The sequence below is a fragment of the Acidovorax sp. GW460-11-11-14-LB4 genome (assembly GCF_059423685.1).
Genome location: NZ_JBWKYJ010000096.1, coordinates 1 through 14,494 on the forward strand (window position 1 = coordinate 1; position 14,494 = coordinate 14,494).

The following is a 14,494-nucleotide window of genomic DNA, read 5'->3' on the forward strand; positions in this document are numbered from 1 at the left end:
CCCCCACGCCATGCTGAGCCCCACCGCCCTGCGCCGCTGGAGCTGGACCCACAAGTGGTCCAGCCTGGTGTGCACCGTCTTCATGCTGCTGCTGTGCATCACCGGCCTGCCGCTGATCTTTCACCACGAAATTGGCCACCTGCTTGGCACCGAGGTGGAGGCGCCTGCGATGCCCGCCAACACGCCGCGCGCCAGCCTCGACAAGGTGCTGGCCACTGCGCAGGCGCTGCACCCGGATCGTGTGGTGCAGTTCGCGTCGCACGCGGAGGACGATGACAACGTGTGGTTCGTCACGCTCACGCCCACACCGGCGCCCACGGACGATTTCCGCTCCGTGGCGGTGGATGCGCGCACGGGCCAGGTGCTGGCGCAGCCACGGTTTGACGAGGGTTTCATGTACGTGATGTTCAAGCTGCATGTGGACCTGTTTGCGGGGCTGCCGGGCAAGCTGTTTCTGGGCTTCATGGGCTTGCTGCTGCTGGTGGCCATCGTCACGGGGGTGGTGCTGTATGCGCCGTTCATGCGCAAGCTCGCGTTTGGCGAGGTACGGCGTGATCGCTCGACCCGCGTGAAGTGGCTGGACCTGCACAACCTGCTGGGCATCGTCACGCTGGTGTGGGCCTTCGTGGTGGGTGGCACGGGCATGATCAACACGTGGGCCGACCTGCTCATCAAGTACTGGCAGTACGACCAGCTGTCGGTGCTGCTCAAGCCCTATGAGGGCCAGCCCATCGTGCCCGCCGCAGAGCGTGGCCCGCTGCAACAAGCGCTGGAGGTGGCGCAGGCCCAGGCGCCGGGCACCAAGCTGTCGTTCATTGCGTTCCCGGGCACGGCGTTCTCCAGCCCGCATCACAACACATTCTTCCTGCGGGGCAACGAGCCGCTCACCTCGCGCCTGCTCAAGCCCGTGCTGGTGGATGCGCGCACGGCGCAGGTCACAGCAGCGCCCCAGCTGCCGTGGTACCTGACGGCGCTGCTGGTCTCGCAGCCGCTGCACTTTGGCGACTACGGCGGCATGCCGATGAAGATCCTCTGGGCGCTGCTCGACGTTGCCACCATCGTGGTGCTGGGCAGCGGGTTGTACCTGTGGTTGCGCAAAGGTGCGCAGGCGGGCAGCGCCAGCAACGCCAGTACCAGCACCGCCACGGCGGCAGCCACCGTGCACAGCCACACCGGCCTGCCGCCAACGGCTGCCGCACGCACTGGCGGCGCGCTGCCAAGCACGGAGGGCCGCGCATGAAGGCGAGCCCTTTCTGGTCGCTGTGGGGCTGGCCCCTCGTGATGGGTGTGCTGACCACCACCGGCCTCATCACGGCCCTGGTGTCTGACACCTGGGGCGACTGGTGGTCGTGGGTGGGTCTGGGCATTCCGGTGGCGGTGATGGGCTGGACCTGCTGGCCGCGCACCACGCCAAAGGCCACTGCGCAACGCGCCCATGACAAACCCCACACCGATGCCGACGAAGCGGGCACCAACGCCAACGCCACGCCACTCTGAACATTCCCCGCACCTTCACCACGCCATGCGCAATTCCCATTCCCCTCGCCGCCCTGCCCTGACCCCAGCCGGACTGGCCGCCGCCCTGCTCTTCACACTGGGCGCGCCTGCCGCTTGGGCGCAAGCGACGGCCAGCGGCACCGAGCCCGACGGCAAAACCCTGTCCACCGTCACGGTCAACGCCAGCGCCGACGCATCGGCCCAAGGCCTGTCGCCCGCCTACCCCGGCGGCCAGGTGGCCCGTGGGGGCCGTGCGGGCATCCTGGGCACCAAGGACGCGATGGACACGCCGTTTTCCATCACCAGCTACACCAACGAACTGATCCAGGACCGCGATGCCCGCAGCGTGGGCGATGTGCTGCAGAACGACCCCACGGTGCGCGTGGCACGTGGCTTTGGCAATTTTCAGGAGGCGTTCTTCATCCGGGGGTTCATCCTCGATTCGGACGACACGGCCTACAACGGCCTGTACAGCCTGCTGCCGCGCCAATACATTGCCACCGAACTGTTCGAGCGTGTGGAGGTGCTGCGCGGCGCATCGGCCTTTTTGAACGGCGCCAGCCCCAACGGCGGCGGACTGGGCGGCAGCATCAACCTGCTGCCCAAGCGCGCGCCCAACGAGCCTTTGAACCGCGTGACCTTTGGCGTGGCCAGCGGCGGCCAGACGCAGGTGGCGGCCGACATTGCCCGGCGCTTTGGGCCCGATGGCAATACGGGCATCCGCGTGAATGCTGCTGCCCGCAATGGCGGTACGGCGGTGGACCACGAAGACGTGCAGCTCGGCCTGCTGGCCGTGGGCCTGGACTGGCGCAGCCGCGATGTGCGCCTGTCGGGCGACATCGGCTGGCAAGACCACAAGCTCAAGAACACCCGCACCAACGTCACGCTGGGCAGCGCTGTGACCACGGTGCCGAGCGTGCCCGACAACCAGACCAACTTTGCCCAGCCCTGGAGCTACTCCAACGAACGCGATGTGTTCGGCACGCTGCGTGGCGAGTGGGACCTGTCGCCCAGCACCACGGCCTGGGCTGCGGCGGGCGCGCGCCGTGGCGAAGAAGCCAATTCACTGGCCAACCTCACGGTGACCAACGCCGCCAGCGGCGCCGCCACCACCTACCGCTTTGACAACACCCGCAAGGACAGCGTGAACACCGGCGAGCTGGGCCTGCGTGGCAAGCTGCAGACCGGCAGCGTGGGGCATGAATGGGTGGCGGTGGCGTCGCACTACGACTTCGAAAAGAAGAACGCCTACGCCATGGATTGGCGCAACACGCACGCCACCAATCTTTACAACCCCATAGCCACCAGCCTGCCCGGCTTCAGCGCCAACACCCTGTTTGGCGGCGACCTGGCCAATCCCCTGCGCACCGGCAGCACGCGCCTGTCCAGCGTTGCGCTGGGCGACACGATGGCGTTCATGGACAACCGCATGCTCTTCACCGTGGGCTTGCGCCACCAGAAGATGGAGATCGCCAATTACGACTACGGCACCGGGCTGCAGACCGACCGCTACGACCAGAGCCGCACCAGCCCGCTGCTGGCGGCTGTCTACAAGGTCAACAAGGGCCTGTCGGTGTATGCCAACTATGTGGAAGGCCTGAGCCAGGGCCAGACCGCGCCCAGCACGGCGACCAACCGGGGCGAGATGCTGGCGCCGTATGTCTCCAAACAAAAGGAAGTGGGCATCAAGTTTGACGCCGGCCGCGTGGGCGGCAGCGTGGCCCTGTTCTCCACCACCAAGCCGCGTGCGTTTTTGAACACGGCCAACCTCTTCAGCACCAGCGGCAAGGACCGCCACCAGGGCATCGAGCTGGCCGTGCAAGGCGAGGCCACCAAGGGCCTGCGCCTGCTGGGCGGCCTGACCTGGCTGGATGCCAAGCAGCAGACCACCGGCGCTGCCGCCACCGACGGCCAGCGCGTCATCGGTGTGCCCAAGCTGCAAGCCAACCTGGGGGCGGAATGGGACGTGCCCGGCGTGCCCGGCCTGGCCGTGGACGGCCGCTGGGTGCATACCGGCGCCAGTTATGCCAACGCCACCAACACCCTGCGCGTGCCCGGCTGGAACCGGCTCGACGTGGGTGCCCGCTATATGACGGAAGTGCAAGGCAAGCTCGTTACGCTGCGCGCCCGCATCGACAACCTGACCAACCGCAACTACTGGGCCTCAGTCGGCGGCTACCCCGGCTCGGGCTACCTGGTGGTGGGTGCGCCGCGCACCTTGTCGCTGAGCGTGAGCGTGGACTTCTAAGGCGGCACCCCGCCCCGCACGGGTATTGCCAAGGCCCATTTCAGGGTCAAAAAGCCACCCAGCGCTTATCCAACAAGCGCAGGCAGCTATCAAAAAATGAATATTTTTCCCCTGTAGCGCCGGGGGTGTGGAGCACTGCGCTCCGCTGTTTTTGCTGTCACTAAACCACCGAAAGGAAAACGTCCATGTCCTCGAACCAACGCCTCCAAGCCCCGCTGCTGTCCGCCCTGCTGGCCTGCGCCGCCCTCACTGCGGTGAACTCCGCCCAAGCCCACCAGGTCTGGCTCGAAAACGCTGGCGGCCAGGCGCGCCTGCACTTTGGCGAGTTCAACGAGAACCTGCGCGAGACCTCGCCCGGCCGGCTGGACCAGTTCAAGGGTGTGCCCGCACTGGAACAACAACGCGCGGGTGCCGTCGCCCAGCGCGTGGAAGGCCAGCTCGCCAAAGACGCTTTTGTCTACACCACCACGGGCACGCCCGACACGCTGTTCGCCGCCGCCAGCTACCCGCTGATCGACCGCAGCAAGCGCAATCTGCCAGCGATGGTCTGGCAGCCCTCCGCCCGCTGGGTGGCCAGCCTGGCCAAGCCCGTGGCACCCACCGCGCCGCTGGACCTGGTGCCCACCGGCAAGCCCGGCGAGCTGAAGGTGGTCTACAAGGGTGCGCCACTGCCCAAGGCCAAGGTGCAGCTGGCCGCCCCGTCGGGCTGGACGCGCGAAGCCGAGGCGGGTGAAGACGGCACGGTGACCTTCGTCACCCCCTGGAAGGGCCAGTACGTGGCCGAGGTGAAGCACAGCGACAAGACCCCCGGCGAAGTGCAAGGCGAGAAGTACGGCGAAGCCAGCTACGTGACCACGCTCACCTTTGTGCTGGCCGACGGCATGGCGTCGCCTGCCCTGCCCGAGCCGCCCAAGGCCCACTGAGCCCCGGCTGCCGCCACCGCCGATTTGCTAGCCGCACAAACCACCGCCCTCTCGGGGCGCGTGGTACTGCCTTGGCACGCTCGGGCGGCTGGCATTCATATCACTAAAAATGGGCTGTAGCGCTTTACGTAAAAGCGCCGACAGCTATTACTTCGATAGCGCCATGATTCACCCCAATCTCTTGCGCACCGCGGTGGCGCAAGCCGCACTGCTGGCTGTGTGCGGCACCGCGTTCGCGCAGAACAGCACAGCACCCGCACCTATACCCTCCGACGCTCCAGCAGCCGCCCCCTCCTTGCGCCAGGTCGATGTCATCGACTCCACGGCAGGCGAAGCCGCCACGCCCGCACGGCGCGCGCAAAGCAGCTCGCGCCTGGGCCTGTCGGTGCTAGAGACGCCGCGCTCGGTCAGCGTGATCGACAACGCGTTGCTGGAGCAGCAAATGGCCACCACCGAGCGCGATGTGCTGCGCAATGCCTCGGGCGTGTCGTCGCGCAGCGAGTACTACGGCTCGTACTCGCAGTTCTCCATCCGGGGGCTGTGGGCCAACAACACCTACAACTTCCTGCGCGACGGCGCCAAGTTCATCCACCTGCTGGACCCACCGCTGTTCAACATCGAGCGGGTGGAAGTCATCAAGGGCCCGGCCGCGCTGGAGTTTGGCCAGGTCGCGCCCGGCGGCCTCGTCAACTACGTGAGCAAGCGGCCCCAAGCCGACCCGCTGCGCACCGTGAAGATCGGCGCCGGCAGCCATGGCTGGCGCAGCGCCGAATTTGACCTGACCGGTCCGCTCAACGCCGACGGCACGCTGCGCTACCGCCTGGACGGCGGCGCCAGCCGGGGCGGCAGTTTTGTGGATGGCAACACCCCGCGCAAGCAAGGCATTGCGGGCAGCCTGGAGTGGCAGGTCACGCCCGACACCGTCTGGCGCGCGCAGGCCGAGACCCAAAGCATCGACGGCACTTCGACCTCCGGTTTGGCCGTGCCCGACCCCAAGAATCCACGCAGCGCGGATGTGCTGCCGGTGGGCGCGTTCTACGGCGAGCCCTGGTTGAAAACTGATGGCCATCTGCGCTTTTATTCCACCGAGCTGCAGCACCGTTTTTCGGACCAGCTGGAAGGTCGTGTGCATCTGTCGCGCAACGAAACCTTTCGCAACGTGAACATCGTGTCGCCCATGGGCCCGGTGACCAACGGCCGCGTGCCGCGCACCTACTGGATGGCGCCGGGACAAAATTACACGTCGGACACCGCACTGGCTGAACTGCGCGCGCAGCTGCAAACCGGCGCGGTCAAGCACACGATGCTGGCGGGGTTGGACTGGCGCGCCATTGCGGGCTTCTACGGCGCGCGCACCACGGGCAACCTGGGCGCCATCGACCTCTACAACCCCGTTGCAGGCCTGGTGCCACCCGTGGCCTCCACCGGCGTGGGCAAGCTCTCCTCCGACGCCCGCAACACCGGTGTGTTTGTGCAAGACCGGATGGTGCTGGGCGATTTCGGCCTGCTGCTGGGCCTGCGCCACGACCGCTTCAAAGACGCCTACACCACGCCCGTCACCGACGTGAGCAAGACACAGCCGAGCGCGGCGATCAGCTGGGAGCCCCGCCCGGGCAGCATGCTCTACGCGAGCCATGCGCGCTCTTTCCAGGCCAACTCGGGCACGCTGGTGTGGGGCGCGCAGTCGGCCCCGCCCTCAGAGGGCAAGCAGCTGGAGGTGGGCTGGAAGCAGGAATGGCTGAACCAGCGCCTGATGACCACCGTGTCGGCGTTTGACCTGGAGCTGACCAACGCCCCCGCCACCGACCCGGCGCACCCCGGCTACTCGGTGCTCACCGCGCGCCAGCGGATCAAGGGCATCGAGCTGGAGCTGCAGGGCCGCATCACGCCCGGCTGGACGGTGACGGCCAACGCCAGCTTCCACGACCCCAAGGTGCTGGCCGACACCACGGCCGGTGCCAACGTGGGCAACCGCGTCGAGCGGGCCACGCGCCGCACCGCATCGCTGTGGACACAGTACCGCCTGCCGCAACTGCCCGGCCTGTGGGTGGGTGGTGGCCTGGTGCACCAGGGCGACAAGTTCACCGCCAATGACAACAAGTGGCGCCTGCCCGGCTACACCGTGGTGGACCTGGCCGTGGGCTACCAGTTTGCAGGCGGCGTGCGGCTGCAGGCCAACCTGAAGAACGCGGGCAACCGCCGCTACTACATCGACGGCACCACCACCGCCGCCGGTTTTGGCGCCGTGGTGCCCGGCACGCCACGCAGCCTTCAGGTGTCGCTGGACTACACGTTCTGAAGACGGGCGCCAAGGCTGCGCCTGTCCCATCGCCAGTCCCGAAAGCCAAGCGCTCCTGGCACTCCAGGCACGCCACGCGCCGTGCGTGGCCTTCGGGCCCGCCCCCTTTTTTTTATACCATCGGAGAAACAGCACCATGCAATCTGGCATCACCGTTTGCCGCACCGCCATCGCACACGCGGCCCTGCTTGCCCTGTGCGGCGCGGCCCATGCGCAGCAGGCCACACCCACAGCCCCCACCGCTCCCACGGCGCCTGCTGCAGAGAAAGCCCTGGCCCCCGTCACCGTGAGCGCGGGTGCCGAGCAGGAGAACCCAACCGCGCCCGTCACCGGCTTTGTGGCCCAGCGTGCGCTCAGCGCCACCAAGACCGACACCCCACTCATCGAAACCCCGCAGGCCATCAGCGTGATCACCCGCGACCAGATGGAAGCCCAGGGCGTCCAGACGCTGCGGCAGGTGACGGCATACGCCGCTGGCGCGGTGTCCAACTATTTCGACAGCCGCGTGGACAGCTTTGCCGCACGCGGCGGCACGGTAAGCCAGTACCAGGACGGGCTGCTGCGCACCTATGGCACCTACAACACCAGCCGGCCGGACCCGTACACGCTGGAGCGCGTGGAGTTTCTGCGCGGTCCCACCTCCGTGCTGTACGGCCAGGGCAGCGTGGGCGGCGTGCTCAACCTGACGAGCAAACGCCCACAGGCCGACACCCTGCGCGAGGTGCAGGTGCAGCTGGGCAACAACGCACGCAAGCAGATCGCCGCCGACCTGACGGGCGCACTCGACCAGGACGGCCAGTGGCTCTACCGCCTGGTGGCCGTGGGCCGCGACAGCGGTACGCAGGTGGACCATGTGGACGACAACCGCGTGGTGTTTGCGCCATCGCTCACCTGGAAGCCCAATGCCGACACGTCGCTGACGCTGCAGGCGCTGCACCAGAAGGACCAAAGCGGCTCGCTCATTGGCTTCTTCCCGTGGCAAGGCACGCAGCTGCCCAGCCAGTACGGACAGATTCCGCGCAACACCTTCATCAGCGAGCCGGGCTGGGACGCGTACGACACCAGCAACAACTCCTGGGGCTACCTGTTCAGCCACCGTCTGAACAGCGACTGGACAGTGCGCCAGAACCTGCGCCGCACCGTGAGCGAGGTGGACTATCGCACCATCTACACCAGCTTCACCGCCAACGCTGGGACCGGCCGCCCTGCGCGCCCCGTGTTCAACAGCGACAACCGCACGCTGGTGCGCGATGCGGTGTGGAACCTCAACACCGGCCGCATGCTGCTCATCGACACGCAGCTCGAAGGCAAGCTGCAGGCGGGCAGTACCGCGCACACAGTGCTCGCAGGCCTGGACGTGCAGCGCAACCACACCGGCCAGCAGGCATGGCGAGCGGTGGCGTCGTCCATCGACGTGTACAACCCCGTGTACGGCAACTTCACGCCACCCACTGCGGCGCAGCTGGTGCGCCAGCCCAGCGTGGTGCAAAAGCAGCTGGGGTTCTACGCGCAAGACCAGATCCAATGGGGCCGCTGGACGGCCACGCTGGGCCTGCGCCACGACAGTGCGCAGACCGATACCGAAGGCCGCCCTGCCGCTGCAGTGGACGACAAGGCCTGGACCAAACGCGCTGGCGTCACGTACCAGATGGACGGCGGCTGGGCACCGTATGTGGGCTACTCCGAATCGTTCCAGCCCCTGGGTGGGCTCGACGCGTACGGCACCCCCTACAAACCCCAGCGCGGTGAACAGTGGGAGGCCGGCGTGAAGTGGCAGCCACCGGGCCAGGGCATCAGTGCGTTTGCCGCTGTGTACACCCTGCGCGAGAAGAACCGCAAGACCACCGACCCCGGCAACCCGCTCAACAGCCTGCAGATTGGCGAAGTAAAGGTCAACGGTTTCGAGGCGGAGGTGCAGGCCAGCCTGGCGCGCCAGTGGGACTTCACGGTGGGCTACGCCTTCACCGACGCCCAGATCAGCCGCAGCAACGCAGGCGACCAGGGCCAGCCCGTGGCCAGCGTGCCCCGGCACACCGCATCGGCCTGGCTGAGCCACCGCTTTGCAGCGCAGGGACGTGGCGGCTGGGTGGTGGGCGCGGGCGTGCGCTACACCGGCTCGCAATGGAGCGGCACCAGCGCCATCAGCACCCCTGCCGCCACCCTGGCCGATGCCATGCTGGCCTACGACGCTGGCGACTGGCGCGTGGCCTTCAACGTGGTCAACCTGACCGACAAGGTGCACATCACCCAGTGCCTGGCACGCGGGGATTGTTTCTACGGACAGGCGCGCACCTACACGCTGACCTCGACCTACCGGTTCTAGGGGCCCGTTGACGATCCCTCAAAGGGTCGTCGCCCACTCCACGAACCCCACCACCCGCCCTGCAGCGCCTGCAATCCTCGCGGCCCTTGCAGCGCCTTCACTGCGGCAGCAGCCCGGGCACTGCGGCACGCCGATGGCAGCCCGCGTGGGGCTTGCGCTGCATTCGCGACCTTGACGGGGGTGCCGGGCTACGCCCCGGGTCGGTTCTGGCGTGCCCTACCAGAACCATGTTGCGCCGCAACGACATCTTGATGACAAAAAGGTGTTTACCCCGCTGGCGGCCAATCACGGCGGCCAGTAGCATCCCCTTCCGTTGCAAAGTGCAACGATCACATCACCACAGGCACCAAACTTGCTTGTAGCGGCGGCCCGAAGGCATCACCCCTGTGCGTTTTTGGCCGGTGATTATTTGTTATCAAACAAAATTTGATTTAAGGAACCTCGCGAATGAAAACATTGAACCGCTGCGCCCTCGCCGCGCTGGCCCTGGTGGGTACGTCTGCTGCCTTTGCACAGAGCAGCGTCACCCTGTACGGCCGGGTCAACACCAGCTTTGAACACCAAAAAGACGGCGATGTCTCCAAGACCGGCCTGTTCAACAACTCCTCCCGCTTCGGCTTCAAGGGCCAGGAAGACCTCGGCGGCGGCCTGATGGCTGGCTTCCAGCTGGAAAGCGGCTTTGACTCCAGCTCCGGCGCTACCGACTCGCGCGGCATTTTTGCCCGCCAGAGCGAAGTGAACCTGTCCGGCGGCTTCGGCATGGTGCGCCTGGGCAACTTCACGTCCGAGTCGTACTACGCCACGGCCGACTTCATCAGCAACCACAACCACGACACTGGCTCGTCGGCTGACGCCCTGTACGCCTACCCCGCCCGTGACATCAACAAGATCGCTTACCGCACCCCCAGCCTGGGCGGCGCAACGTTCGAAGCCGGCTGGGCCCAGCACGAGCAGCCCAGCGGCACCGGCGGCAAGAACAGCATGGACCTGGCTGCCAACTACGAAATCGGCAAGCTGGGTCTGGGCGCCGGTTACTCCAAGCTGGGCGACCAGAACCAGTTCGCAGTGCGCGCTTCGTACTCCACCGGTCCCTTCGTGATGGGCGCCTACGTGCAACGCGACAAGAACGTGTTCATCGCCAACGGCGGCAACCGCACCAACCTGCGCCTGTCGGCCGCCTACATCATGGGCGTGTCCGAGTTCCACGTGAACGTGGGCCGTGCCGGCAACTACTCCAACGTGTCCAACAGCGCCGCCACCCAGTACACGCTGGGCTACAACTACAACCTGAGCAAGCGCACCAAGGTCTACACGTACTACACCCGCATCAACAACAGCCAGGCCGCCACCTACGGCGTGTCGGCTCCGGGTAACGACTTCAGCTCCTTCGCCGTGGGCGTGCGCCACAACTTCTGATGGCCCCCCACACGCTGCTGCCCTGACTGGTGGGAGGGCAGACAAACAGCCAATTACCCCGCACTTCTTCGGAGTGCGGGGTTTTTTATGCCTGCGACCTGCCGGATACAGCGCATAGCCCTATTGCGGACGCAGAGCCAACCACCAAACCCGGCGCACCCAAGGCCATTCGGTCGGTCCAAATCCGGTCCCGCCCGCAGGCTTTTGCAGCGGCAGATACTCTGCGCCACATCGGCCGGGCAATGACTACCTGGCTGTGAAATGCGGAGCACAGCACCATGCCAACACCACGCCACGCAGCCAGCGCCATCCTGGTGTTCTGGGCCCTGGCCGCATCTGCCCAGACCACAGCGCCCGTGGTGCTGGACGACCTGGGCGGCCTGCGCATTGACAAGACCGAAGTCACCATCGCCCAGTTTGCGCGCTACGTGCGGGCCACCGGCACCACCACCCGTGCAGAGCGCGAAGGCGGCGGTTTTGAATACGTGAGCGGCTGGCAGCGCCGCGCGGGCTGGACCTGGCAGCGCCCCGACGGCTCACCGCCCGACACCGACCAGTTGCCCGCCGTGCACCTCACTCACGCCGAGGCCCAGGCCTACTGCCACTGGGCGGGCGGCCGCCTGCCCACCGCCGCCGAGTGGCGCACCGCCGGCTTTACCGAGCTGCGCAGCCAACCGCCCACGCCCTGGGTGCGTGGCACCACCTACCCCTGGACCACAGGCCAGAGCCCGCAGGGCGCCAACACCAGCGACCCCGACCCCTGGCCCCGTGCCGCACCCGTCAATGCCACTGCGGCCGGAGTGAACGGCCTGCACGACATGGGCGCCAATGTGTGGGAATGGGCGGCCGATGCGCGTGGCGAAGAGCGGCGCACGATGGGTGGGTCCTGGTGGTATCCCGCGTCGCAAATGCGCGCGGATGTCGAGGCCTGGAAGCCTGCGGACTTTTACGCGGTGTACATCGGATTTCGCTGCGTGCACGACCCGAAGCCTTAGGGCCAAAAGAGGCGGCACCGTCAGTGAGGGAATCTTCTCTATGCCCGCAAGCCGTACGGCCTGCCGTCGCCCCCCTCTTGTGCGACCTTGAAAAGCTCGGGATCAGGTTCTCAGAAAGCAAAAAGGCCCCCGATGCCCATGGCACCGGGGGCCTGTGACTACCGCGCTGAGAACCTGTTCAAAAAGCGCGATGGTCACACGTTCATGATCGACACCAGACGCGTGTTCAGGTGCGCCTCGATGGCCTCGGGGCCACCCTCGGAGCCGTAGCCCGAATCCTTCAGGCCACCAAACGGCAGCTCGGCTGCAGGTGCGGCGGCCTGGTTGATCCAGAGCATGCCCACTTCCAGGCGCTGCGCCAGCAAATGAGCGTTCTTCAGCGACGAAGTGAAGGCATAACCGGCCAGGCCAAACGGCAGGCGGTTGGCTTCGGCAATGGCGTCTTCAATCTTTTCAAAGCCACGAATCGCAGCCACGGGGCCGAAGGGCTCTTCATTCACGATGCGGGCCGACAGGGGCACGTCGTTCAGCACGGTGGGCTGGAAGAAGTTGCCTTCGCTGCCAATGCGCTCGCCACCCGTCACCACCTTGGCGCCCTGCTGCACGGCGTCGGCCATCAGGTCGGCCATGGCGGTGATGCGGCGGGGGTTGGCCAGCGGGCCCATCTGCGTGCCGGCCGTGAGGCCATCGCCCACCTTCAGGCCCTGCGCGTACTTGGCGAAGGCAGCCACGAAGTCGGCACGGATGCTCTCGTGCACCAGATAGCGGGTGGGCGAAATACAGACCTGGCCTGCGTTGCGGAACTTGGCGCCGCTGCCGATCTTGATGGCCAGTTCCAGGTCGGCGTCTTCCGCCACGATGACCGGGGCGTGGCCGCCCAGCTCCATCGTCACGCGCTTCATGTGCTTGCCCGCCAGCGCGGCCAGCTGCTTGCCCACGGGCGTGGAGCCGGTGAACGTGACCTTGCGGATGATGGGGTGCGGGATCAGGTAGCTGGAGATTTCAGCCGGGTCACCATAGACCAGGCCCACGGTGCCTGCGGGCACACCGGCATCGGCAAACGCGCGGATCAGCTCGGCCGGGCTGGCGGGGGTTTCTTCAGGCGCCTTGACCAAGATGGAGCAACCGGCACCCAGCGCGGCGGCCAGCTTGCGCACCACCTGGTTGATGGGGAAGTTCCAGGGCGTGAAGGCCGCCACGGGGCCCACAGGGTCCTTCAGCACCATCTGCGTGGCCTTGAGGTTGCGCGAGGGCACGATGCGGCCGTACACACGCAGCGATTCGTCGGCAAACCATTCGATGATGTCGGCCGACGCCATGGTTTCAACCTTGGCCTCGGCCAGGGGCTTGCCCTGCTCTTGGACCATGATGGCGGCTATTGATTCGGCGCGTTCCCGCATCAGGGCCGCTGCGCGGCGCATGGTCTTGGCGCGCTCGGCGGCAGGCATGTCACGCCAGGCTTCAAAGCCCTTTTGTGCGGCGTCCAGCGCACGGTCCAGATCGACCTTGGTGGCATGGGCCACGCGGCCGATTTCCTTGCCCGTGGCGGGGTTGAACACGGCAAGGGTCTTGCCTTCAGCGGCGTCTTGCCACTGGCCTGCGATGAAGAGCTGGGTGTTGGGATAGGTCATGAGCGTTGGTTGGTCAGCCAAGGTGGTGAAAAAATCAAAAAAACGACTATACGCCTGCGATGATGGCTGTGTATTTCAAGGAGATTGCATGCGAGAAGTAGTCCAAAGCCTCGAAGAGTCGCGGATCCGCGAAGTGGCCAACGAAGGCCTGGGGCGCAGCGATGTGCTGAAGTTCTGGTTCGGCGAGAGCGACGAGGTGACGCCGGATTTCATCCGCGACGCGGCCATTGCGTCGCTGCAAAAGGGCGAGACCTTTTACGCCCACAACCTGGGCCTGCCCGAACTGCGCCACGCAATTGCGGGCTACATGCACGGCCTGCACCCTCAGCAGCACACCGATGCGTGGTTTGACCGGATTGCCGTCACCTCCGGCGGCGTGAACGGCCTGATGGTGGCCGTGCAGACCCTGGTGGACGCGGGCGGCGAAGTGGTGCTGGTGACGCCCGTGTGGCCCAACCTGGTGGCGCAGCCGCGCATTCTGGGGGCGCAGGTGCGCACTGTGCCACTGGTGGCCGACGTGCACGGCGCATGGCGCCTGGACATGGATGCGCTGCTGGCCGCCATCACACGCGGCACGCGCCTGCTGGTCGTCAACGCACCCAACAACCCCACGGGCTGGACGCTGACGCGCGAGGAGCAAGCCACCATCCTGGCGCACTGCCGCCGCACCGGCACGTGGATTCTGGCGGACGAGGTGTATGAGCGGCTGTACTACGCGGGTGACACGGCCAATGGCGCGGCGCCCAGTTTTCTCGACGTGGCCGAGCCCGAGGACCGGCTGATCGTGACGCACAGCTTTTCCAAGAGCTTTTTGATGACCGGCTGGCGCCTTGGGTGGCTGGTGTTGCCGCCGTCACTCACCCAGGCGGTGGGCAAGCTGATCGAGTTCAACACCTCGTGCGCGCCGGTGTTTGTGCAGCGCGGAGCCACGGTGGCGCTGCAGCGCACGGAGGAGGTGACGCCCGCGCTGGTGAACCATCTACGCAACTGCCGCGACACGCTGGTGCCGCTGCTGGCCGAGGTGCCGGGAGTGTCGGTGGCCACGCCACGTGGGGGCATGTATGCGTTCTTCCACATCGACGGGCATGACGAGTGTTTGCCACTGGCCAAGCGGCTGGTGCGGGAGGCGGGGTTGGGGTTGGCGCCGGGCAGTGCGTTTGGG

The 14,494-nt window shown here is 66.6% G+C and carries 10 protein-coding genes; 9 read left to right on the forward strand and 1 reads right to left on the reverse strand.

The genetic code is table 11. The features are described 5' to 3' along the window. The first annotated feature begins 10 nt into the window (after positions 1–10). The 8 genes from AC07X4_RS22085 to AC07X4_RS22120 all read left to right on the forward strand — a co-directional run bounded on the left by AC07X4_RS22085 (position 11) and on the right by AC07X4_RS22120 (position 11,701). Positions 11–1,240, forward strand: coding sequence for a PepSY-associated TM helix domain-containing protein (locus AC07X4_RS22085; protein WP_494741331.1), 1,230 nt, complete (start codon positions 11–13; stop codon positions 1,238–1,240). Then, positions 1,237–1,497 (forward strand): hypothetical protein, encoded by a 261-nt coding sequence (locus AC07X4_RS22090; protein ID WP_218300647.1) that lies wholly within the window; start codon positions 1,237–1,239, stop codon positions 1,495–1,497. Before AC07X4_RS22085 ends, AC07X4_RS22090 begins: the two co-directional genes overlap by 4 nt. Before the next feature lie 25 nt (positions 1,498–1,522). Beyond that, positions 1,523–3,745, forward strand: coding sequence for a TonB-dependent receptor (locus AC07X4_RS22095; RefSeq protein WP_494741324.1), 2,223 nt, complete (start codon positions 1,523–1,525; stop codon positions 3,743–3,745). Positions 3,746–3,930: 185 nt separating this feature from the next. Next, positions 3,931–4,668, forward strand: coding sequence for a TonB-dependent receptor (locus tag AC07X4_RS22100; protein ID WP_494741325.1), 738 nt, complete (start codon positions 3,931–3,933; stop codon positions 4,666–4,668). A gap of 163 nt (positions 4,669–4,831) precedes the next feature. Then, on the forward strand, positions 4,832–6,967 hold the full coding sequence (locus tag AC07X4_RS22105; RefSeq protein ID WP_494741326.1) for a TonB-dependent siderophore receptor: 2,136 nt from the start codon (positions 4,832–4,834) through the stop codon (positions 6,965–6,967). A 136-nt stretch (positions 6,968–7,103) separates the two neighbouring features. Then, positions 7,104–9,290, forward strand: a complete 2,187-nt coding sequence (locus AC07X4_RS22110) for a TonB-dependent siderophore receptor (protein ID WP_494741327.1) — start codon at positions 7,104–7,106, stop codon at positions 9,288–9,290. Positions 9,291–9,737: 447 nt separating this feature from the next. Further along, positions 9,738–10,706 carry a porin gene (locus AC07X4_RS22115; protein ID WP_108497263.1) on the forward strand — a complete coding sequence of 323 codons (969 nt, stop codon included), beginning with the start codon at positions 9,738–9,740 and terminating at the stop codon, positions 10,704–10,706. 278 nt (positions 10,707–10,984) lie between these two features. Next, a complete protein-coding gene (locus tag AC07X4_RS22120) occupies positions 10,985–11,701 on the forward strand; it encodes a formylglycine-generating enzyme family protein (RefSeq protein WP_494741328.1) in 717 nt (238 codons plus the stop codon). Between the two features lie 194 nt (positions 11,702–11,895). On the opposite strand, the gene AC07X4_RS22125 is transcribed toward AC07X4_RS22120, so the two are convergent. Continuing rightward, complete coding sequence (locus AC07X4_RS22125) at positions 11,896–13,332, reverse strand: NAD-dependent succinate-semialdehyde dehydrogenase (RefSeq protein WP_494741329.1); 1,437 nt, start codon at positions 13,330–13,332, stop codon at positions 11,896–11,898. Positions 13,333–13,420: 88 nt separating this feature from the next. On the opposite strand from AC07X4_RS22125, the gene AC07X4_RS22130 reads away from it, so the two are divergent. Beyond that, the coding region (locus tag AC07X4_RS22130) for a pyridoxal phosphate-dependent aminotransferase (RefSeq protein WP_494741330.1) at positions 13,421–14,494 on the forward strand (1,074 nt) is incomplete at its 3' end.